The sequence below is a fragment of the Streptomyces sp. NPDC031265 genome (assembly GCF_055570295.1).
Genome location: NZ_JBVIHM010000020.1, coordinates 32,928 through 54,309 on the forward strand (window position 1 = coordinate 32,928; position 21,382 = coordinate 54,309).

A 21,382-nucleotide genomic window follows, 5' to 3' on the forward strand; every position below is an offset into this window, starting at 1 on the left:
GGCGCGCCGAAAGCCGCTGGACGGGTGGCGGCGGCCGGGCCGGTGCGCCCGCCGGAGGTGGCCGCCGGGGCGACGGCCGGGCCGCCGGGCACGGGGGCGCGACGGTTCCCGTATGTGCTCCCGTACGCTGCCGCACGCCCTCGGGCCCTGTGTCTCAAAGCGGACCCTCGCGGCGAGAATTGGCCCGCCCGACGCAAGAGGCGGGCAAGACCGGGAGAGGAGCAGTCGATGGCCGTCGTCCTGTCACTGAGCTGGGCCGGGGTCACCCCCGAGCAGTACGACGCGGTGCGTGACACCGTGGGCTGGGAGGAGCAGGCGCCCGACGGTGCCTGTCTGCACGTGGCGTGGTTCGACTCCGGCTCACTGCACGTCACCGATGTCTGGGAGTCCCAGGAGGAATTCGAGCGGTTCTTCGGCGAACGGCTCGCGCCCGCCGTCGAGAAGGCCGGCATCGTCGGGCAGCCGGACATCCAACTCCTGCCGTTGCACCGGCGGTTCGTGGCTCCGGGGGTGAGCGGCGCGGCCTGACCGGCGCTACGCTTTCCGACGAGCGACGTGGTGAAGTCCAGGATGCGACCCGGGGGGCGCCTTGGAGCCGTTGGGGCCTGACGACCCGGCCACCGTGGGGCCGTACCGGCTGGTGGCCCAGCTGGGCAGCGGTGGCATGGGCCGGGTCTACCTCGGGTACTCCCCCAGCGGCCGCAAGGTCGCGATCAAGGTCATCCGGCCGGAGTACGTCCAGGACCCGGCCTTCCGGCAGCGGTTCGCCCGTGAAGTCATCGCCTCCCGTGCCGTGAGCGGCTTCTTCACGGCCGGGGTGGTCGACGCCGACCCCGAGGGGGCCCGGCCGTGGCTGGCGACGGCGTACATCCCGGGCCCCTCCCTGCAGCGGGCGGTGCAGAAGAGCGGCCCCTTCCCCGAGCGGTCCGTCAGGGCGCTCGGCGCGGCGCTGGTGGAGGCGCTCACCGCGATCCACGGCGCGTCCCTCATCCACCGGGACCTCAAGCCCGCCAATGTGCTGCTCGCCCAGGACGGGCCGCGCGTCATCGACTTCGGGATCTCCCGGCTCTGCGAGCACACCGGGCTGACCCTGACCGGCACCACGATCGGCTCCCCGGGCTATATGTCGCCCGAGCAGATCCAGGGGTTCCGGGTCGAGCCGTCGTCCGACGTGTTCTCGCTGGGTTCGGTGCTGGCCTACGCGGCGGCGGGCACCAGCCCGTTCGGGGAGGCGTCGGTACCGGCGCTGCTGTACCGGGTGGTGAACGAGCAGCCCGATCTCCAGGCGGTGCCCACGGGTTTGCGCGAACTGATCGGCCGGTGCCTGGCGAAGAAGGCCGCCGACCGCCCGGAGCTGCCCGCGCTGATGCACGCCCTGACCGGCGGGCGGTCACCCGTGGAGCTGCTGGCCCCGGGTTGGCTGCCGGAGCCGTGGCACGGCGAGGACACGGTTCCGGCCCTTCCGGACGCGCCGACCTCGACGACCGCGCCGCCCGTCTCCGTACCCCTGCGCACCGAGCAGTTGCCGGACCGGCCGGAGGCCACCGGCGGTCGGCCGGTCGGCCGTCGGCATGTGCTGTACACCGCCGTCGGCGTCCTTGCGGCCGGTGGCGCGGCGGCCGCCGGCTGGGCGCTCTCGCGTGGCGGCGGGCCGTCCGGGGCGGGCTCGCCGCGCTGGCGCTTCGCGACCACCGGCACGGTCCTGTCGTACCCCAGAGTGGCGGGTGACTTGGTGTATGCGGCAAGCAACGACGGCACCCTGTACGCACTGAACACAGCCGATGGGCAACGGCGTTGGGCGTACACGACCGGCGCGGCGATCGGCTCCGCGCCCGCCGTGCTGGGCGGCAGCGTCTACTTGGGCGGCGACGACCGCGTCCTGTACGCCTTCGACGCGCGCTCGGGCGCGGTCCGTTGGCGGTTCACGACCCAGGGCATCGTCCACTCCCCGGTGGTGACCGGCGGCGTCGCCTACGTCGGCAGCGCCGACCACCGGCTGTACGCCGTGGACGCGGCCTCCGGCAGGCGCCGCTGGGCCTTCACCGCCGGAAACGACACCCACTCCCCCGCCGTGTCCGGCGAGGCGGTGTACGTGGGCAGCAGCGACACCAACCTGTACTCGGTGAACGCGGCCACCGGCGAGAGGCAGTGGGCGTTCACCACCCGGGGCGCCGTGTCCGGCATCCCGGCCGTGGCGAGCGGCCTGGCCCTCTTCGGCAGCACCGACGGGGGGCTGTACGCGGTGGACGCGGGCACCGGGAAGCAGGTCTGGCGGTTCGAGGGCGCGTCCGTCGGCTCCAGCCCCGCGATCGCCAGGGGGCTGGTGTACGTGGGAGGTGGCAAGGCGCTGCACGCGCTGGAGGCCGCCACCGGGAAGACCGTCTGGACGTTCATGGCCGCCGGCGATGTGCACACCCCGGCGGTGGCGGGAGCGGTGGTGTACGTGGGCAGCGACGACAGCAGGCTGTACGCGCTGAACGCCTCGACGGGCAAAGAGCTCTGGAGCTTCCTCGCCCCCGCTCCGGTGCACTCCCCGGCCGTCGCACAGGACACGGTGTACTTCGGCTGCGACGACAGCGCCCTGTACGCCGTTCGCCTCTGACGCGCGTCCGAACACCCGACCACGGCGAAGGTCGGGAACCGGACAGCGGACGACGGCAGTCCTACTCACCGCACGTAGCGGCCTTTTCACGCCAGAGCGATGTTGTCGGTCAGCAAGGGGGGACATGTCCAGTTATCCAACCCGGCTGGACCGGCGCGCCGAGAAGAGGCGCCGCCGCAACGCGTCGGCCGTCACGGCCTATCGGAGTGCGGCCCGGGGCTGCGGCCCGCTGGCCAACCCGCGCCGGGAGGTGGGGTTCCTCTCCGTGCTGGACACGCGTGACCGGATCTCGCTCACCGCACTGGTCACCGCGACCGCCCTGGCCGACCTCGTCTTCATCGGCTGGCTGCTGCTGCCCGAGCATGTGCCCGGCCCCGGCGTCACGGGCCTGGGCGGGTTCGGATTGTGTCTGGCCCGCGTCGGGTTCTGCCTGGTCATCGCGGTCGAGGCGATCAAAGTCGTACAGGCGGTGGCGATTTGGGTGTTCTCCTTCCGGGCGCGTGACCCCATTCCCATGACCCCGCCGGGCAGGCTGCGGGTCGCCATGCTGACGACGATCGTGCCCTCCAAGGAGCCCCTCGCCGTCGTACAGCGGACCCTGCGGGCCATGCTGGAGGTGGAGCGCTGGGACTGCGCGGTGGACGTGTGGATCCTGGACGAGGGCAACGACCCGGCCGTACGGCAGATGGCCGCGCGCCTGGGCGTCCACCACTTCAGCCGCAAGGACCGGCCCGAGTACAACCGGCCGTCGGGCCCGTTCCGCGCCCGCACCAAGTCCGGGAACCACAACGCCTGGCGCGCCGAGCACGAGAACCGGTACGACGTGGTCGCCCAGATGGACCCGGACCACGTGCCGCTGCCGTGCTTCCTGGAGCGGACCCTGGGCTACTTCCACGACCCCGACACCGCGTTCGTGGTCGCCCCCCAGGTGTACGGCAACGCGTACGACAACTGGGTCGCGCACGGCGCCTCCGTACAGCAGTACCTGTTCAGCAGCATCGTCGAACGAGGCGGCAACGGCCTCGACGCCCCCTTGCTGATCGGCACCAACCACCTCTACCGGGTGGCCGCCTGGCGGCAGATCGGCGGCTACCAGGACTCGATCATCGAGGACCACCTGACGAGCATGCGGGTGCACGGGACGCTCAACCCCGCCACCGGCCACGGCTGGAAGGGCGTCTACACCCCCGACGTGGTGGCCGTGGGCGAGGGGCCGACGACCTGGACCGACTACTTCAACCAGCAGAAGCGCTGGGCGTACGGCATCTGGGAGATCAAGCTCAACCCCCGTCTGAGGCAGGGCATCCGCCTCAGGCCCCGCCAGCGTCTGCTGTACGACCTGGTGCAGTTCTACTATCCGGGCATCGCGGTGAACCTGGCGCTCGGCACCCTCGCCACCGCGCTGTACATGCTGCTGGGGGTGTCGTCGATCCAGCTGCCCGGCCTCCCCTGGTTCCTGCTGTGGTCGGCGGGCATGGCCGGATCGTTCGCGCTGTGGCTGTGGCTGCGCCGGTTCAACCTCGCCGAACACGAGAGGCGCGAGATCGGCATGGCGGGCATCCTGCTGACGCTGTTCGCCGGGCCCGTGTACATCGCCGCCGCCGTGAACGCCCTGCTGCGACGCCCGCTCGCCTACGTCGTCACCGCCAAGGGCGAGCTGCGCAGCGCCGAGTCGCCGCGCACCTTCCGGCTGCATCTGATCTGGGCGCTGCTGGCCGGGTGCCTGCTGGTCGTCAGCTTCCTGCACCACCACGACTACACGGGTATGCGGATCTGGACGCTGCTGTGTCTGGCGGCCGGGTCGGCGCCGCCGCTGCTCGCGCTGGCCGAGGGCGTCTCCACGCGCCTGCGCACGGCGAGGGCCGAGCCATGAGGATCACCGCGCCACGGGTGCTCGCGCTGCTCTGCGCCGTCGTCCTGTGCTGGTACACCTTCCAGGTGGCCCCGGACCTCGCGGACCGCGACCGCCGCGCGGCGGCCGCCCGCGCCGACGCCGTCCTGCCCCCGACGACGCGACTGCCCGACGCCGGGAAAGACACACCTCACCCCGGAACACCCTTCCCCGCCCCCGGAAAGGCGTTCCTCGGCGTCTTCACCTCCCAGGGCACCCATGACTTCACGGAGGCCGCCGACTTCACCCGCCAGACCGGGCACCGGCCGCAGGCCTTCGAGTTCTCGGCCGACTGGGCGCACGACCGCTTCGACGCGGCGGCCATCGACCGGGTGGCCGAGCGGGGCATGCTGCCCATGGTCGCCTGGGAGCCGTGGGACCACACCGAGGAGGCCGAGGAACCAAAACTGCGCGGCGAACAACCCGCGTACCGCCTGTCGCGGATCGTCCACGGCGACTTCGACGCGTACGTACGCTCCTGGGCACGCGGCATCGCATCCCTCGGCTACCCGGTGGCCATCCGCTTCGCCCATGAGATGAACGGCTACTGGTACCCCTGGTGCGAGCAGTCCAACGGCAACAGCCGCGGGGAGTACGTCCAGGCGTGGCGCCACATCCACGAGGTCTTCGACGCGGCGGGCGCGCACAACGCGGTGTGGGTGTGGAGCCCCAACGTCAGCTACACCAACTCCACACCGCTGACCCGCCTCTACCCCGGAGACGCCTACGTGGACTGGGTGGGCCTGTCCGGCTACTACGGCACCGTGGGCAAGGAGAACTACCAGTCCTTCGACGACCTCTTCGCCCCCACCCGCACCGAACTGCGCCGCTTCACCCACAAGCCGCTCGTCATCACCGAGGTCGGCGCCACGGACGCGGCCGGGCGCAAGGCCGAGTGGATCACCGGCATGTTCCGCTCCCTGCCCCGCCACCGCGACATCATCGGAGTTGTCTGGTACCAGGCGGTGAAGGAGATCGACTGGCGCGTGGGCACCTCCCCCGCGACCTCGGCCGCCTTCACCGCAGGCGCTTCGGCCGCCCGGTACCAGCAGCGGTGGGGACCGGGGACGACGCCACGGCTTCGCTGAAGCCGGGCCGCCTGTCGGCGCGTCAGTAGGTGACGACGATCCGCCGGGCCGGCCCGTCCACCCGGACGCGACCGCCGACGGGGATCTTCCGCGGGACCCGTCGGACCGCTCCCCCACCGAGAACACCCAGCGGCGAGACGCTGGGACATATAAGTGAGACGGAAGGCCATTCTGCGGCTCGTTCGATCTCCCTAAGGTTGAGGACATCAAGCAGGGCACACCGAGCCGGACGTCGAGTCGGACGGCAACTTGTGCAGACTTAGGGAGAGTTACCGTGCGTGCAGTGATCCAGAAGTCCTTCGGCGGTCCCGAGGTTCTTGAGGTCGTGGAGGCCGAGCGGCCCAAGCCGCTGGGCGGCGATCTCCTCGTCAAGGTGCACGCCAGTGCGGTCAACCCGGTGGACCTGGCCGTCAGGTCCGGCGCCTACCCGCTGCTCGGCGAGCCGCCGTTCGGTGTCGGCTGGGACATCTCCGGTGTGGTCGAGGAGGCCGGTCCCGGCGCCCGGTTCAAGGCGGGCGACGAGGTGTACGGAATGCCGTACTTCCCGCGCGCCGCCACCGCGTACGCCGAGTACGTCCTGGTCCCGTCCCGCCAGGTGGCCCGCAAGCCCGCCTCCGTCGACCACGTGCACGCCGCCGCCATCCCGCTCGCGGCGCTCACCGCCTGGCAGGGCCTGGTGCAGGCGGCGGGCGTCAAGGCGGGCGACCGGGTGCTGATCCACCGGGCGGCCGGCGGCGTCGGGCACTTCGCGGTGCAGATCGCCAAGGCGCGCGGCGCCCATGTGATCGCCCTGGCCAGTGCGGCCCGGCACGACTTCGTGCGCGGCCTCGGCGCCGACGAGGTCATCGACAACCGGACCACTGACGTCGAGGAAGCCGTCAAGGACGCCGACATAGTCTTCGACTCCGCGGCCCAGGGCGACCTCTTGCTGGGGTCGGTGCGCCCGGGCGGCACGCTCGTCTCCATCCTGGAGCACGGCGACGCGGAGCTCGCCGCGCGCGTCGAGGCGGCCGGGCGGCGCTTCGCGGGCATCTCCGTCGAGCCGGACTACCCGGCCCTCGAGGCGATCGCCGAGCTGGTCGACTCGGGTGCGATCCGGCCGTACGTGGAGGAGACGTTCCCGCTGGAGGAGGCAGGCAAGGCACACGAGCTGGTCGGCGCGGGACACGTACAGGGCAAGATTGTCCTGACGGTCTGACCGACGGACCACCAGGGAGGGCGAGGCCGGATGGACATCCTCACCGAGGCGCTGGCCTCGATGCGTACGGGACACCCGGCGTCCGTACGGACCAACGGCCGCGCCCCCTGGGGCCTGCGGCTGCCGGCGGTCGCGGGGGCCGGGTTCCACGTGGTGCTGTACGGGACGTGCTGGCTGGTCCCCCTGGAGGACGCACCACCGCACCTCAAGCCGATCCCGCTGAACCCCGGCGACGTGGTCTTCCTGCGCGACGGGCGGGGACACATCCTCGCCGACCACCCCTCCACCGTGGCGGTGGAGGCCAAGGCCGAGCAGTGCAGCGGGGGTTCGCCGCTCGGCTCGGTCACGGTCGGCGGCGAGGGCCCAGAAACGAGCCTGCTCTGCGGCAACTACCACCTGGACCAGGGGCGCGCGCACCCCCTGGTGCACCAGTTGCCCGAGGTGATCCACCTCCAGACGCGGCACGGCCGCCACCCCGAACTGAGCGCCGCCGTCCAGCTCCTCGGCTCCGAGCTGGAGAACCCGCGCATCGGCTCGGACGGCATCGTGCCCACGCTGATCGACTCGCTGCTGCTCTACATCCTGCGGGCCTGGCTGGAGGAGCAGCCTCCGGCCGCGGCCCGGGGCTGGGCGGCGGCCCTGGGCGACTCGGCGGTGGCGCCGGCTCTGTCGGCCATCCACGCGGACCCGTCGGCCCAGTGGACGGTCGAGTCGCTGGCCGAGCGGGCCGGGCTGTCCCGGGCCGCGTTCGCCCGGCGGTTCGCCGCGCTGGTGGGCGAGCCGCCGATGGCGTATCTGACGCGCTGGCGCATGACGACGGCCGCGCGGCTGCTGCGCGAGACCGACGCCCCGCTGACGTCGGTCGCGGCGCGCACCGGCTATGGCTCGGAGTTCGCCTTCGCCAAGGCCTTCAAGCGCGAGTACGGTCTGGCCCCCGGCGGCTACCGCCGCCAGACGAGGGCGGCCTGACCCGGACGCGTACGCTCGCCCTGCCCGCCCCAACCAGCTCTCGCGACGAGCGGTTGGGGCGGCCAGTCGCCCCGAACGTGAACCCGCGCCCCCTTGATCCCGTCGCCAATGCGGTCCTTCCCAACCCCGCGCATGGCGCGCGCCCCAGCGGGCAGGATGAGGCGGCCATGACACACCCGTCCGGTGTCGATCCGAAAGGGACCCGTCTCGTGCTCCGTAAGCCGTACGCCCTGCTCGCCGCTGCCGCCCTGCTGCCCCTCGGCGCCGCGACGCAGGCCGCAGCCGCCGCCCCGGCCGCCCCCGGGCCCGCGACCGCCTGCACCTATACGCCGGCCGTGCCCGCGGACAACTTCAAGGGGATACCGGTCTTCGACCCGGTGAAGGCCGCCAAGCCCTACAGCGCCACCCTGCGCACCGGCCAGGGCGCCATCACCTTCCAGGCGCTCACGGACAAGGCCCCGTGCACCACGTACTCCTTCAAGTTCCTCGCCCAGCGCGACTACTTCAACCGCTCGCACTGCCACCGGCTCACCACGGCCCGGATCTATGTGCTGCAGTGCGGCGATCCGACCGGTACCGGCAGCGGCGGCCCCGGTTACTCCTTCCCCGACGAGAACCTCACCGGTGCCACCTATCCGGCCGGTACGGTGGCGATGGCCAACGCCGGGCCGAACACCAACGGCAGTCAGTTCTTCTTCGTCTGGAAGGACACCAAACTCTCCCCGGCCTACACGCCGTTCGGGAAGGTCACGGCCGGGCTCGACGTGCTGCAGAAGATCGCCGCGGGCGGCGAGGACGACCAGAACGGTCCCGGTGACGGGTTCCCGACGGTGCCGGTGAACATCAAGCGCGTACAGATCAAGAACCGGTAGGAGGACGGGGGGAGGGCGCGGCTGGACACGGGGATGGCCCCGCCCTCTGCGGGCGGGGCCATCGTGGGGCATCAGCGGGTCAGCAGGGTGTCCGCCACCCCGGCCGGGACCGGGGCGTAGCCCGCGGGCCGCGTGGTGAAGGTGCCCCGGCCCTGGGTGCGGCCGCGCAGCCGGGACGCATAGCCGAACAGTTCGGCCAGCGGCACGGTCGCGGTGACCACCGCGGTGCCCGCCCGGGCGGCCGACCCCGAGACCCTGCCGCGCCGGGCCGCCAGGTCACCGAGGACCGCGCCCACCGCGCTGTCCGGCACCGTGACCGTGACCTCGATGACCGGTTCCAGGAGCGCCATCGTGCCCGCCCGCAGGGCCTCGCGCAGCGCGAGACGGCCTGCCGTGCGGAACGCCATCTCCGAGGAGTCCTTGGAGTGGGTGGCGCCGTCGGCCAGTGTGACCCGCAGCCCGGTGACCGGGTGGCCGCCGAGGGGACCCTCGGCCAGCGCGTCCCGGCACCCCGCCTCGACCGCGCGCACATACTCCTGCGGCACCCGGCCGCCCGTGACGGCCGAGCGGAACACGAAGCCCTCCGCACTGCCGCCGTTGGCTTCGGCGGCGGCGTCCAGCGGTTCCACGTCGAGGACGACATGGGCGAACTGGCCTGCTCCTCCCTCCTGTTTGACATGTCGGTACAGCAGTCCGGACACCCCCCGGGCAACCGTCTCCCGATAGGCGACCTGCGGCCGCCCGACGCTCAGCTCCAGGCCCTGGGCGCGGCGGATCTTCTCCACCGCGACCTCCAGATGCAGCTCGCCCATCCCGGACAGCACCGTCTGCCCCGTTTCGGCATCGGTCCGCACCGCCAACGAGGGATCCTCCTCGACCAGTTGGACCAGCGCCGAGGCCAGCCGGTCCGTGTCGAGGCTCCTGCGGGCCTCGACCGCGACCGAGACGACGGGGGCCGCGACGGACAGCTGTTCGAAGACGACCGGTGCGCCCGGCGCGCACAAAGTGGCTCCGGCGCGGGCCGACTTGGGCCCGATCACGGCGACGATGTCCCCGGCGAGCGCCCGGTCCACCTCCGTGTTCCGGTCCGCCTGTACGCGCAGGATCCGCCCGATGCGTTCGGTGCGCCCGGCCGTGGCGTCCAGCACGGTGTCTCCCTTCTCGATGGTTCCGGCGTACACACGCACATAGGTGAGGCGGCCCGTCGCGGTCGACGTCACCTTGAAGACGAGCCCGGCGAACGGCGCGGCCGGGTCGGCGGCCCGCTCCCGCACCTCCCCGCCCAGGGTGCCCCGTACGGCGGGCACGTCCAGCGGGGACGGAAGGTAGGCCACCACGGCGTCGAGCAGCGGCTCGATCCCGCGGTTGCGGTACGCCGAGCCGCACAGCACCACGACGCCCTCGCCACCGCGCGTGAGGTCGCGCAGCGCCGTGGCCAAGGTGGCGTCCCGCAGCGCCGCCCCGGCGCAGAACTCCTCCAGGGCCACCGGGTGGAGCTCCGCCACCGCCTCCTCAAGCAGTCGGCGCCGCCGCTGTGCCTCCTCGCGCAGGCCGTCGGGGACCGGGCCCTCCTGGTACGCCTCACCGCCCGCGCCCCAGACGAGCGCGCGCATGCGGACGAGATCCACCACGCCGGTGAAGCCGTCCTCCTGGCCGATCGGCAGCTGGACGACGAGCGGAACCGTGTGCAGCCGGTCCCGGATCGACGCGACCGCCGTGTCCAGGTCGGCACCGGCGCGGTCCAGCTTGTTCACGAACGCGATCCGGGGCACCTGGTGCCGGTCGGCCTGCCGCCACACCGACTCGCTCTGCGGCTCGACGCCCGCGACCGCGTCGAACACGGCGATGGCGCCGTCGAGCACGCGCAGTGAGCGCTCCACCTCGTCGGAGAAGTCGACGTGGCCGGGTGTGTCGATGAGATTGATCCGGTGACCGTCCCAGTCGCAGCTGACGGCCGCGGCGAAGATGGTGATGCCGCGGTCGCGCTCCTGCGGGTCGAAGTCGGTGACGGTCGTTCCGTCGTGGACCTCACCGCGTTTGTGGGTGGCGCCGGTCGCGTACAGGATGCGTTCGGTGACGGTGGTCTTGCCCGCGTCCACATGGGCGAGGATGCCGAGATTCCGTATGACGGTGAGCGGACGGGTGGGGTGGGGTCGGAGGTTGGTACGCACGGCCCGAGGCCTTTCAGGATGAAGCGAAAATGGGCAGCGCGATTCCCGGCCGAGACGAAGGCGCCTGATTCCGGGCAAGGGAGATCCCCTGATGCGGCACGAGTGCCAAGGAGGCATCGGGGTCATGACTCGACCGCCCGCACATGGTTCACGGTGCGGGCGGAGGTCAGGAGTTCGTCGCGGGCATCCGGTGGCGGCCGCGCAGCCGTCACCGGGAGGGTGTGGACACCAGGATCACGTCGAACCGCGACGTGGGAACGACGACAGCGGTGTACGCACGCATGCCGGGCTCCCCTCAACTGGTCGACTGGCGGCCCGGGTTCCCGTGGCCGCTGCGATGTGAGTGTATGAGGTGGACCGGGTTGCCGACACCGGATTTTTTCCGAGGGTTGGACCACCCGCGGTGGCCCGACTTCGCCGTACACCTACATGGTTTCACCTACGGCCATTGACGAACAGTCAGATCCACCCGACTCTCTCGACAGGAGCGCGGCGGCGGGGGCGACGCCGCGGCCGAGTTCGCGCGGGCCCTGGAGCTGGAGCCGACCCGTACGGACGCGCGGATCGCCCTCGCCGAGCTGTGGCTGGACGACGACCGCACCTCCGAGGCCGCCGGACTGGCCCGCGAGGGGCTCGCCCTCTCCCCCGACGACCCACTGCTGCACTGCGTGCTCGGGACGGCCCTGCTCACCCTGGGCACGCCCGACGCGGCACTGCGCAGCCTCGACCGGGCCCTCGCCGTGGACCCCTCGACGGCCGGGGCGCACGCCAACCGCGCCTCCGCCCACCTCGCCCACCTCGCCCACCACGAGGAGGCGCCGCGCGACCTGACGACGGCGCTCGCCCGCAACGTCTGCCGCCGCCCGATGCGGTGGATTGCCATGGTTCCCCCCTCTTGGCCGCTGATCCGCCCACGCCAGGCGCGCACACCGCCGCACCACCAGGGACGCGGCGGTACGGGTGTGCCGGTCCGCTCAGCGGAACGCCGCTTGGTGGGCGGCGGCACGGATGCGACGCTCAACTGCGGGCGCAGGGACGGCCGTTGACGTTGGAAAGTCCGGGGCAGCCGGGCGTCCGGGCGCCCTCGTATCCGGGGGAGGAACCAACGGGTTCCGCGAGCGCGGCCGCTTCTCGGAGTATCCGGCGGTGGGCGCCCAGGTGTTCTACGGCCCCGGGTGGCTCCGAGCACACCGGCGTGGTCGAGCGGTACGACGACACGCGCATTCACACCGTCGAGGGCAACACCAACGTGAACGGCTCCCCCGAGGGCGACGGTGTGTACCGGCGCGTACGGGAGCGCAGGTCGGTCCGGGTGTACGGATACGGATACCCGGGCTGCGCCGACGGCTGGCCGGTCCCGGTGTCCCCCTCGAACTGCGCGTGCCCCGTACGTAAGACTGCCGGGCCGGGGCGATGCGGGCGGTGTGCCGGATCGCGGCCTCAGTCCGCCGACTCCCGCAGACGCAGGCCGCGTCGGAGCCGGCTTCGGAGTCGGCGGAGGAACCGATTGCGTTCCCGGCGTTCGCGGGAGTGCCGGTCGAGCTCCTCCACCAGGCGCTGCGACCGCTTCTCCACATCGAGTTCGTCCAGGATCCGGTCGACCTCCGCGAGCAGCGCGCCATGCAGCTGCCACTGCCGGGGGTCGCGCCCGACCTGGGCGAGCAGCAGCAGGGCGACGCGGTCGCGGCTGGCGCGGGCGGCCGCCAGCTCGGCGGCGAAGCGGTTCTCCGCCTCCTCGGCGTTGGCCCTGACCTGCGTGGTGATCAGTACGGCGAAGCTCTCCACGGCCTGGGCGAGGTGTTCGAAGACGTCCCGCAGGGCGATCCCCGTCTCCGGCTCGAAGAGGTGCTCCTGGGTGCGCTCCTTCGCGAGGTCGGTGACCGACCGGCACACCACCCGCAGCACCACCGCCGAGATCTCCAGCGCGTCGAGTCCGGTGCGCAGCGCGATGCGCGACAGCAGCCCCTCCTTGACCCGGGGGTTGAACCGCAGACTGTCCTCGGCCTGCCGCAGCGAGGCGTCCACCTGCACGATGTCGTGGTCGAGCCGGCGGGCCTCGTGGAGCCGGGCCGCCGCCCGCGCGACCGGAGTGTGGCCGCCGACCTCCTCCGCCAGGTCGAGGAGGAGCCTCCGCATCCGTGCGGCGAGCTCCACGATGGCCTCGCCCGCGGACTCCACCCACACCGGCGGCACGAGCAGCACGTTGAACAGCATGCCGACGCCCGCGCCGATCAGCGTCTCCAGTACGCGGTCCCACGCGGTCGCCGAGACCCGGGTCACCCCGAGCACGAGCATCGCGCTGATCGCGACCTCCGGGACGAATTCCCCGGCCTTGACGAAGCGTCCGACCACCAGCGCGGCCAGGATGATCAGCCCCAGGCTCCACCAGGTCAGCCCCACCAGCGCGCTGAATCCGATGGCCAGCAGCACACCCGCCACCACGGAGTTCACCCGTCGCACACCGGTGACCAGCGTGGTGTAGAGGGTGACCTGGACGACGAGCAGGGCCGTCAGCGGGGCGGTGAGCGGCGCGGGTTCGCTGCTCAGCTGGAGCGCGACCACGTACGAGATGACGGCGGCGGCCGTGGAGCGCAGTGTCTGCACCACCGCGGGTTCCCGGCGGCGCCGCGCCAGATGGATGAGGGGATCAGTGAACTCAGGCACCTCCCGCACCTTCCCTCTCAGCGGCTTCCACTCCACTGATGTCCAGCGACCCGCCGCTTCCACGGCACGGCGCGCCGAATCACCCGACCAGCCGTTGCTCCCCGACGGCCGGGAGCAGGGCCAGGCGGTCGGCCGCGTCCGTACCGGGCGGCGGGGTGAGCAGGACGAGCCGCTGGTTGCCCTCCGGGGCGAGGAGCACCTGGCAGTCGAGGTCCACGGGGCCGATCACCGGGTGCAGCACGCGCATCCGGCTGTGCCGGCGTAGGGCGACCTCGTGCAGCTCCCACAGGGCGGCGAACTCCTCGCTGGCGCCGCGCAGCCGCTCCACGAGCCGGGTCGCGGCCAGGTCCCCGGACCTGCGGCCCACGGCGGCCCGCAGGTCCGCGACGTGGACCCGGCTGTAGTGCGCGTGCTCCTCGGCCGGGTAGGCGTCCCGCGCCGCCGGGTCGGCGAACCAGCGCCAGACCACGTTGCGGCCGTGTTCGGAGACCGTGCACACCCCGCCGAGCAGGGAGCGGGCCAGGTCGTTCTGGGCCAGCACGTCGCCGAGGTCGCTCAGGACCTGGGCCGCGGTGCCCGGGAGGCGGTCGAGCACGTGCAGCAGGCTCGCGCCGACCTGGTCGTCCCTGCTGCGCGCGGCGGGCGGGCGGTGCCCTGCCAGGAGGTGGAGGTGGTCGCGCTCGTCATCGCTCAGCCGCAGGGCGCGTGCGAGCGCGGCGAGTATCTGCGGCGAGGGCTGCGGTCCGCGAGCCTGTTCCAGGCGGGTGTAGTAGTCGGTCGACATGCCCGCGAGCCGAGCCACCTCCTCACGCCGCAGTCCTGGCGTGCGGCGCCGGGAACCCTCGGCGAGCCCCGCGTCCTGCGGGCTCACCCGCTCACGCGCACGGCGGAGGAAGTCGGCGAGCTCACGGCGGTCGATCGTCATGTGGATCATCCTGCCGGATGCCCCGCGCCCCAGCCAGGGACTCCCGGTCCCCGGGTCCCAGCGGGCTCTCCCGCCCCTCGCGTCACGGCGGCAGTGTGGGCACAGCCGGAGCGAACGACCCCGGCGGCCACATACCAAGGAGGAAACCATGTCCACCACCCCTGTCCTCGCCCCCGCCACCCCCACGACCGTGAACGTCGCCGGAGCGCGGGTCCACTACGAGCGCGCCGGTTCGGGCCCCGCCCTCGTCCTCGTCCACGGCACCGGCTCGGGCGGCGCCGCGGTGAACTGGGGCCGGACAGCGCCCCGTTTCACCTCGGACCACACCGTCATCACACCGGACCTCTCCGGCACCGAGCGCACCACGGACGACGGTGCGCCGCTGACCGTCGAAGGCCTGGCCTCACAGGTCATCGCCGTCATCGAGGACGCCGCCGTCGGCGCGGTCGACCTGCTCGGCTTCTCCATGGGCGCCCCGGTCTCCGCCGCCGTCGCCGCCCTGCGCCCCGACCTCGTACGCCGACTGGTCCTGGTCGCGGGCTGGACCCACACCGACGGCGACGAGTACCTGCGCAACCTGTTCACCCTGTGGGGTCAGCTCGGCACGTCCGACCCGGCCGCCTTCGGGCGCGCCGTCGCCATGACGGGCTTCAGCCGGGGCTTCCTCAACGCCATCGGGCGCGAGCAGGTCGAGCTCCTCATCCCCAACATGCCGCCCACCCCCGGCACCCTGCGCCACGTCGACCTCGACACCCGGATCGACATCCGCCACCACCTCCCCCGCATCCAGGCCAGGACCCTGGTCATAGGCTGCGCCCAGGACATCACCGTCCCCGTCGAGAACAGCCGCGCCCTGCACACCGCGATCGCGGACAGCACGTACGCCGAAATCGACGCGGGCCACGTGGCGTTCTTCGAGAAGGAGGACGAATTCGTGAAGCTGGTCCACGAGTTCGTGCTCGCCCCGTGACCCAGGCATCCGGCGGAAGCACGTCGTGGCAGGGCGCCGCCGCGAAAGGGCTCGCGCCGGGGGCCGGGCGGATCCGTAGATCGCGGTCGCCGCGGCACCAGGTGGGTAGCCTGCGGGCCATGCCCCAACTCCAGCTCCTACGCCTCGACCACGCTCCGGCACTCCTTGAGTTCGAGCGGGAGAACCGCGCCTACTTCGCCGCGTCGGTTCCCGACCGGGGCGACCACTACTTCGCCCACTTCGTCGCCCGCCACGATGAGTTGCTGGCCGAGCAGACGGCGGGGCTGCACTTCTTCCACGTACTCGTAGGCAGCGGCGGCGAGGTGCTGGGGCGGGTCAACCTGGTCTACGTGGCGGACGGTTCGGCCGAACTGGGCTACCGCATCGCCGAGCACGCCGCCGGGCGCGGACTGGCCACGGCGGGCGTCCGCGAGGCCTGCGCCCTGGCCGCCACGGAGTACGGCCTGACCGGGCTGCGGGCCGCGACGACCCTGGACAACACCGCCTCGCGAGCCGTGCTGGCGCGTACCGGATTCACCCCCTGCGGGGAGACCGAGCTGGGCGGCCGCCCGGGCCTCCGCTTCGAGCGGAACCTGGACGACGAGGAGGGACGGCAGCGCCCGTGAGCACCCCGCGCGCCATCGAGCCGGGCCCGCTCGACGGCGCTGCCCCCGCCGGGTCTGGTACACCTCGTACGGCTCGAACATGTTCCTGCACCGGCTCGCCTGTTGTCTCGCCGGCGGACGCCCGGCCGGCTGGACCCGCGTCTACCCGGGCTGCCGGGACCGCGGTCTGCCGGCCGCGTCGATCGCCGTGGAGCTCCCGGGCGTCATGTACTTCGCCACCCGGTCGCCGGTCCGGGGCGGCGGCCTGGCCTTCTACGACCCGGACGCCGAAGGCCGGGTCCTGGCGAGGGCCCACCTGGTGTCGGCCTCCCAGTTCGCGGACATCGCCGCCCGGGAGATGTACCGGGAGCCGGGAGCCGACCTCGATCTGAGCGAGGTGCTGCCCCGGGGACGGACGGCGCTCGGTGACGGCCGCTACGAAACCGTCGTCTGCGCGGGGCAGGTGGACGGCTTTCCCCTGCTGACGTTCACGGCGCCGTGGAGGGTGGCCGACGTCCTGTCGACGGCGCCGTCCGCCGCGTACGTACGCCGTCTGGTCCCGGGTCTGCTGGAGGCGGGAGTGAGGGACGCCGACGCGGTCGCCGCGTATGTCGCGTCCCGCCCCGGGGCGCACCCGCACTGGTCCGAACAGGCCGTACGGGAGCTGCTGGCGGGATAGAGCGCCCCCACGGCGCCGGGGCTACGAGCGGCCGCGGGGCTTGCCGCGCTTGGCGCCACCCTTGGAACCGCCGGAACCGGAGCCGGTCCGCTGGTTCTTCCCGGCCGCCTTGCCCGCGGCGGGCTTGCGCCGTGCGGCGGACGCGTCGGGCCGCTTGGCCTTCGGCTCGGCCTTGGTCTTGGCCGGGGTCTGGGCGCGGCCCCGGGAGCTGTTGACGGTCCGGCCGCGGACGATCCCGATGAAGTCCTCCACCAGGTCGGTGGTCCGCTCCTCCGGCCACGACAGGGCGACACGCGACTCCGGGGTACCGGTGAGCGGCCGGTAGGTGAGGTCCTTGCGGTGGTGCAGCCGGGCCAGCGACTGCGGGACGGCGAGCAGGCCGATGCCCGCCGCCACCAGCTCGATGGCGTCCGCCGTCGTGGCGGGGCGCTCCAGCGCGGGCTGCCCCGGCGGACGCTCCCAGCCGAGGGTGTCGTCGAGGGGGTGCAGCACGATCTCGTCGGCCAGGTCCTCGGCGGACACCTCTTCGACCGCCGCGACCACGTGGTCCTTCGGGACCACGACCACGGTCGTCTCGGTGTACAGCGGGATGGCGCTGAGGTCCGTCCGGTCGACCGGCAGCCGTACGAAACCGGCGTCGGCGCCGCCGCCGCGCAGCACGTCGAACGCCTCGGCGTCCGTGACCGCGACCAGGGTCAGCGGGATGTCGGGCAGCCGCTCGTTCCAGATCCGCACCCACTTGGTGGGTGTCACGCCCGGAACGTAGGCGAGCCGGAACGAGGGGGTTGCTTCCGATCCTGTCACCCCGCCAGGTTACCGGTGATGGTCGGAGGTGGCGCACACGCTCGATACTCTTGACACCATGACGTCGCACCAGACCACCCAGACCATGAAGCCCGCGACTGCGGCGAAGAAGCTGGGTGTGTACCTAGAGGCCACCCCCGCAGAGTTCCAGGAGGGTGTCGTCTCGCGCACCGAGCTGAACGCCCTCCAGGCCGACCCGCCCCAGTGGCTCCAGGAGCTGCGCCTCAACGGCCCGCACCCCCGGCCGGTGGTCGCGGCGAAGCTGGGCGTCTCCATCGCGGGCCTGGCCCGTGGCGGCGTGACGGAGGCGCTCACCACCGAGCAGATCGACGCCCTGAAGCAGGACAACCCGGAGTGGCTCCAGAAGGAGCGCGCCACCCAGGCCGAGGTGCGCAAGGAAGCGGTCCGCATCAAGGAGAAGAACGCCCAGAGCGCCGAGGAGCCCAAGGACAAGCGCTCCTGAGCTCCACCGCGAGCATCGCCGTCCGCGACCCGGATCGCGGATCGCGGATCGCGGATCGCGGATCGCGGATCGCGGATCGCGGATCGCGGATCGCGGATCGCGGATCGCGGACGCTGCCGGTGATCTTCGCCACCACGAAGATCACCGGCGTCCTTCTGCCCCGTGGCAGGCCTCCGGGGCATCAGGCCGAGGCGAGGCCCCGCTCCAGATGTGCGAGTTCCTCCCCCTCCACCAGGATCCCGAACTCTTCCGCGAGTACCCGCCCCAGCTCGGCCGGTTCGATCTTGCGCTCGGTGGCGGAGCCGTCCGGGCGAAAGGTGGTCCAGGTGGCCGCGTCCAGCCGGTGGCCGTAGGTGGCGGTGAACTTCTGGGCGAACAGGCGGGCGGTGAAGGGCGACCGGCTGTGGGTGCTCACGAAGTGGCTGCCCACCGCGTAGTCGATGGGGTACTGCGGCAGGAGGGTGAAGGTGTGCCGGTCGAGCCAGCCGTCCTGGCCGTACTGATGCAGCCACCACTCGTCGATGCCGAGCACGCCCGCCCTGCGCTCCATGCGGAACTTCCAGCCGTCGAGATCCGCCTCGACTCCGTCGGCGATCTCGATGGGCGCCAGCGGCCCGCTGCCGAATCCCACGTCGCACAGCCACAGCCGGTCGTCGTCGGCCGGGCGCACCGCGATGAGCGCGTGGGTGGCGGGCAGGACCTTGAAGTTGCCGAGCGTCACGCGCCCGATCAGGCCGGTGAACTCGAAGCCCAGGCGTTCCAGCGCGCTCGCGAACAGCACGACGTGCTCGTAGCAGTAGCCGCCCCGGCCGCCCCTCACGAGTCTGTCCTGAACCGTCTCGATGTCCAGCGCGACCGGCTTGCCCAGCACGGCGTTGGCGTTCTCGAACGGGATCGAGGTCACATGCGCCCGCTGCAGCCCGCGCAGCACCTCCAGCGTCGGCGCGCGCTCCCCCTCGTAACCGATACGGGCCAGGTAGGCGTCCAGGTCCAACCGGTCGCCGGACCAGCCGCGCCCGTCGTTCCGTGCCTCAGTCATGGCTCACCCCTCCTCGAGACCCCGCGCCGGTGTACCCGTACGCCGTGGGTCAACGCCTCGTCGACTTCACGACGATCATTCTTTACGACGTCGACCCTATGCCGCCTGACGTGAGGGAACATCTGTTCAAAGGCGGTGCTGAGCTCACCTTTTGGTCCTAGGACCAGAGGTGCAGGACGCCCGGTCCCGGACACCCCGGCGCGCACCGGCGCATGCGATTGCCCGTGCACTAGGTTGGCACCCGTGACCACGGTGACGAGTTCCGATCTCCTCGTAGACGCGTTCGGCAGGATCCGCGCAACGGTCGCGGACGCCGTCGAAGGCCTGAGCACCGAGGAGTTGGCGTTCCGCGTCGACGACTCGGCCAACTCCATCGCCTGGCTGGTCTGGCATCTGACCAGGATCCAGGACGACCACATCGCGGATGCGGCCGGACTCGAACAGGTGTGGACCGGACAGGGGTGGGCGCGGCGGTTCGGGCTGCCGCTGGCGGAGACGGACACGGGTTACGGACACACTTCTGCCGACGTCGCCTCGGTCAGCGCCTCCGCCGAGCAGCTGACGGGCTATCACGATGCCGTCCACGCACAGACCGTCGCCTATCTGGCGGGGCTCGACGGCGACGCGCTCGCCCGGGTCGTCGACACATCGTGGGACCCGCCGGTCACCCTGGCGGTCCGGCTGGTCAGCGTCGTCTCGGACGACCTCCAGCACGCCGGCCAGGCCGCGTTCGTACGGGGCGTGCTGTCCCGCCGGTGACCCACTCTTCAGCCGGCCGCTAAATCAGTTGGCAACCGCCCATCGGTCCCGTGGACTAGCCCGCATGAGCGATCCCGGCCAGTCCCGTCCCGTGGGCCCCGTACGTGACGGGGCCCAGGTGAGCCGCCATGTGATCCTGCTCCTGGCGGTCACCTGCGGGGTGGCCGTGGGCAATGTCTACTTCCCGCAGGCGATCAGCCCCACGGTCGCCGCCGCGCTGGACGTCTCCCCGGACGCGGCCGCCCTCACCGTGACCGCGGCGCAGTTCGGGTACGCGGCGGGGATCTTCCTGCTGGTGCCGCTCGGGGACCGGTTCCCGCACCGGTCGCTGATCGTCACACTGCTCGGCCTCACCGCGCTCGGGCTGCTCGCCGCGGGCGCCGCGCCGGGGCTCGGGCCGCTGGTCGGCGCGAGCGCCCTCATCGGCATCACCACGGTGATCGCCCCGATCGCGGGGCCGCTGGCGGTCGGGCTCGTGGCCGAGGACCGGCGCGGGGCGGTCAGCGGGACCCTGCTGAGCGGGTCCCTCGGCGGCATGCTGCTCTCCCGGACGCTCGGCGGAACCGTCGGGGAGTGGCTGGGGTGGCGCGCCCCGTATCTGATCGCCGCCGCACTCGCCCTGATCACCGCGGTGCTGTTGTGGCGCGCACTGCCGAGGACGTCTCCGCCGTCGCGGCAGCGGTATCCGTCGCTGCTCGCCGAGCCGCTGCGCCTGCTGCGCGCCGAGCCCGAGCTGCGGCGGTCCTGCTTCTACCAGGCCATGCTGTTCGGCGGCTTCTCGGCCGTCTGGACGGGCGTCGCCCTCCTGCTCACGAGCTCCACGTACGGCATGGGCGCGCGGGCGATCGGGGCGCTCGCCCTGGTCAACGCGGCGACCATGCTCTGCACCCCGCTCGCCGGACGCCAGACGGACCGCCGGGGGCCCGACGCGGTCAACCTCGTCAGCATGCTCGGCGTCCTGGCGGCGGCCGCCGTCCTGGCGTTCGGCGGCCTCGGTGGATCGCTGGGGATGGCCGCCCTGGTGGTGGGCACCCTGCTGCTCGACATCGGCATGCAGTCCGGCATGATCGCCAACCAGGTGCGGTTCTACGCACTGCGCCCCGAGGCCCGCAGCAGGCTCAACACCGCGTACATGACGTGCGGCTACATCGGCGGAAGCCTGGGTTCATGGACCGGGGCCCGTGCGTACGCCGTCTTCGGCTGGCCGGGGGTGTGCGCCTTGCTTGTGGTGCTGACCGGGGCGGCCCTGGTGCGGCACGGCTTCGCGCGCCGGAAGCGCCCCGGCATCCTCGTCCCGGTCCGGCAGCCGGTTGTGCCGGAGCCGAGCGTGGCCCCGTAGCCAGGCGCGCCGGGGCCGTCGCACCCTGCCGGGTCAGACCCGGACGTCGTCGTTGCGGCTGATCATCAGGTTGCCCATGAACCGCCGGTCCACCTCCCGGGCGCCCAGCCGTACGGCCTGGGCGCGGGTCGGCGGGGTGATGTCGTAGTGCCATCGGTGGTCCTGTGGGCCCTTGCGCTGGTACCAGGCGCGGCGCATGCCGAGGGCGGCCGCGAAGGCGTGCAGTTCGTCCTCGGTGTCGGCCGTCATATGGCACCAGTGCGCGGACGGCAGACCTCGTCGTCGCGCGAGAGCGCCGTAGTCCTTCACGTCGTCCACGTAGACGGTCAAGGGGCAACCTCCCA

The 21,382-nt window shown here is 72.3% G+C and carries 20 protein-coding genes and 1 pseudogene; 15 read left to right on the top strand and 6 right to left on the bottom strand.

Going from position 1 to position 21,382, the window contains the following annotated elements:
* Window positions 1-228 precede the first annotated feature (228 nt).
* The 7 genes from ACZ499_RS26720 to ACZ499_RS26750 all read left to right on the top strand — a co-directional run bounded on the left by ACZ499_RS26720 (window position 229) and on the right by ACZ499_RS26750 (window position 8,620).
* Window positions 229-528: a hypothetical protein gene (locus tag ACZ499_RS26720; protein ID WP_468678603.1), complete on the top strand. Its 300-nt coding sequence runs from the start codon at window positions 229-231 to the stop codon at window positions 526-528.
* 70 nt (window positions 529-598) lie between these two features.
* Window positions 599-2,602 carry an outer membrane protein assembly factor BamB family protein gene (locus ACZ499_RS26725; protein WP_468678605.1) on the top strand — a complete coding sequence of 668 codons (2,004 nt, stop codon included), beginning with the start codon at window positions 599-601 and terminating at the stop codon, window positions 2,600-2,602.
* 124 nt (window positions 2,603-2,726) lie between these two features.
* Window positions 2,727-4,475, top strand: a complete 1,749-nt coding sequence (locus ACZ499_RS26730) for a glycosyltransferase family 2 protein (RefSeq protein WP_468678608.1) — start codon at window positions 2,727-2,729, stop codon at window positions 4,473-4,475.
* Window positions 4,472-5,581 (top strand): glycoside hydrolase family 26 protein, encoded by a 1,110-nt coding sequence (locus ACZ499_RS26735; RefSeq protein WP_468678610.1) that lies wholly within the window; start codon window positions 4,472-4,474, stop codon window positions 5,579-5,581. Before ACZ499_RS26730 ends, ACZ499_RS26735 begins: the two co-directional genes overlap by 4 nt.
* Before the next feature lie 274 nt (window positions 5,582-5,855).
* Entirely contained in the window at window positions 5,856-6,779 is a 924-nt protein-coding gene (locus tag ACZ499_RS26740; RefSeq protein WP_468678612.1) for an NADP-dependent oxidoreductase, read from the top strand.
* Window positions 6,780-6,809: 30 nt separating this feature from the next.
* Window positions 6,810-7,748 (top strand): AraC family transcriptional regulator, encoded by a 939-nt coding sequence (locus tag ACZ499_RS26745; RefSeq protein ID WP_468402289.1) that lies wholly within the window; start codon window positions 6,810-6,812, stop codon window positions 7,746-7,748.
* Between the two features lie 209 nt (window positions 7,749-7,957).
* Window positions 7,958-8,620 (top strand): peptidylprolyl isomerase, encoded by a 663-nt coding sequence (locus ACZ499_RS26750; RefSeq protein ID WP_468678614.1) that lies wholly within the window; start codon window positions 7,958-7,960, stop codon window positions 8,618-8,620.
* 71 nt (window positions 8,621-8,691) lie between these two features.
* On the opposite strand, the gene fusA is transcribed toward ACZ499_RS26750, so the two are convergent.
* A complete protein-coding gene (gene fusA, locus ACZ499_RS26755; protein WP_468678616.1) occupies window positions 8,692-10,791 on the bottom strand; it encodes an elongation factor G in 2,100 nt (699 codons plus the stop codon).
* A 494-nt stretch (window positions 10,792-11,285) separates the two neighbouring features.
* On the opposite strand from fusA, the pseudogene ACZ499_RS26760 reads away from it, so the two are divergent.
* Together ACZ499_RS26760 and ACZ499_RS26765 are read left to right on the top strand one after the other, a co-directional pair.
* Window positions 11,286-11,444, top strand: a pseudogene (locus tag ACZ499_RS26760) (tetratricopeptide repeat protein); the annotation flags it as partial.
* Window positions 11,445-11,459: 15 nt separating this feature from the next.
* Entirely contained in the window at window positions 11,460-11,837 is a 378-nt protein-coding gene (locus ACZ499_RS26765) for a hypothetical protein (RefSeq protein ID WP_468678618.1), read from the top strand.
* 394 nt (window positions 11,838-12,231) lie between these two features.
* Here ACZ499_RS26765 and ACZ499_RS26770 read toward each other — a convergent pair whose 3' ends face one another.
* Together ACZ499_RS26770 and ACZ499_RS26775 are read right to left on the bottom strand one after the other, a co-directional pair.
* A complete protein-coding gene (locus ACZ499_RS26770) occupies window positions 12,232-13,455 on the bottom strand; it encodes an FUSC family protein (RefSeq protein WP_468678619.1) in 1,224 nt (407 codons plus the stop codon).
* Between the two features lie 79 nt (window positions 13,456-13,534).
* Entirely contained in the window at window positions 13,535-14,389 is an 855-nt protein-coding gene (locus ACZ499_RS26775; RefSeq protein WP_468678620.1) for a helix-turn-helix transcriptional regulator, read from the bottom strand.
* Window positions 14,390-14,528: 139 nt separating this feature from the next.
* Between ACZ499_RS26775 and ACZ499_RS26780 the strand changes: the two genes are divergently transcribed.
* The 3 genes from ACZ499_RS26780 to ACZ499_RS26790 all read left to right on the top strand — a co-directional run bounded on the left by ACZ499_RS26780 (window position 14,529) and on the right by ACZ499_RS26790 (window position 16,634).
* Window positions 14,529-15,350, top strand: coding sequence for an alpha/beta fold hydrolase (locus ACZ499_RS26780; protein ID WP_468678622.1), 822 nt, complete (start codon window positions 14,529-14,531; stop codon window positions 15,348-15,350).
* 119 nt (window positions 15,351-15,469) lie between these two features.
* Complete coding sequence (locus ACZ499_RS26785; RefSeq protein ID WP_468678624.1) at window positions 15,470-15,976, top strand: GNAT family N-acetyltransferase; 507 nt, start codon at window positions 15,470-15,472, stop codon at window positions 15,974-15,976.
* A gap of 79 nt (window positions 15,977-16,055) precedes the next feature.
* Window positions 16,056-16,634 carry a histone deacetylase gene (locus ACZ499_RS26790; RefSeq protein ID WP_468678626.1) on the top strand — a complete coding sequence of 193 codons (579 nt, stop codon included), beginning with the start codon at window positions 16,056-16,058 and terminating at the stop codon, window positions 16,632-16,634.
* A gap of 21 nt (window positions 16,635-16,655) precedes the next feature.
* Here ACZ499_RS26790 and ACZ499_RS26795 read toward each other — a convergent pair whose 3' ends face one another.
* Window positions 16,656-17,438 (bottom strand): LysR substrate-binding domain-containing protein, encoded by a 783-nt coding sequence (locus ACZ499_RS26795; RefSeq protein WP_468678628.1) that lies wholly within the window; start codon window positions 17,436-17,438, stop codon window positions 16,656-16,658.
* A gap of 58 nt (window positions 17,439-17,496) precedes the next feature.
* Here ACZ499_RS26795 and ACZ499_RS26800 point away from each other — a divergent pair, with 58 nt between their 5' ends.
* Window positions 17,497-17,901, top strand: a complete 405-nt coding sequence (locus ACZ499_RS26800; protein ID WP_468678630.1) for a DUF5997 family protein — start codon at window positions 17,497-17,499, stop codon at window positions 17,899-17,901.
* 181 nt (window positions 17,902-18,082) lie between these two features.
* Here ACZ499_RS26800 and ACZ499_RS26805 read toward each other — a convergent pair whose 3' ends face one another.
* Window positions 18,083-18,940, bottom strand: coding sequence for an arylamine N-acetyltransferase family protein (locus ACZ499_RS26805; RefSeq protein WP_468678631.1), 858 nt, complete (start codon window positions 18,938-18,940; stop codon window positions 18,083-18,085).
* Between the two features lie 252 nt (window positions 18,941-19,192).
* On the opposite strand from ACZ499_RS26805, the gene ACZ499_RS26810 reads away from it, so the two are divergent.
* Both ACZ499_RS26810 and ACZ499_RS26815 read left to right on the top strand, forming a co-directional pair.
* Complete coding sequence (locus ACZ499_RS26810; RefSeq protein ID WP_385536447.1) at window positions 19,193-19,699, top strand: mycothiol transferase; 507 nt, start codon at window positions 19,193-19,195, stop codon at window positions 19,697-19,699.
* 64 nt (window positions 19,700-19,763) lie between these two features.
* On the top strand, window positions 19,764-21,038 hold the full coding sequence (locus ACZ499_RS26815) for an MFS transporter (RefSeq protein WP_468678633.1): 1,275 nt from the start codon (window positions 19,764-19,766) through the stop codon (window positions 21,036-21,038).
* A 33-nt stretch (window positions 21,039-21,071) separates the two neighbouring features.
* On the opposite strand, the gene ACZ499_RS26820 is transcribed toward ACZ499_RS26815, so the two are convergent.
* Window positions 21,072-21,368: a DUF4031 domain-containing protein gene (locus ACZ499_RS26820; RefSeq protein WP_385536378.1), complete on the bottom strand. Its 297-nt coding sequence runs from the start codon at window positions 21,366-21,368 to the stop codon at window positions 21,072-21,074.
* Window positions 21,369-21,382: the final 14 nt, after the last annotated feature.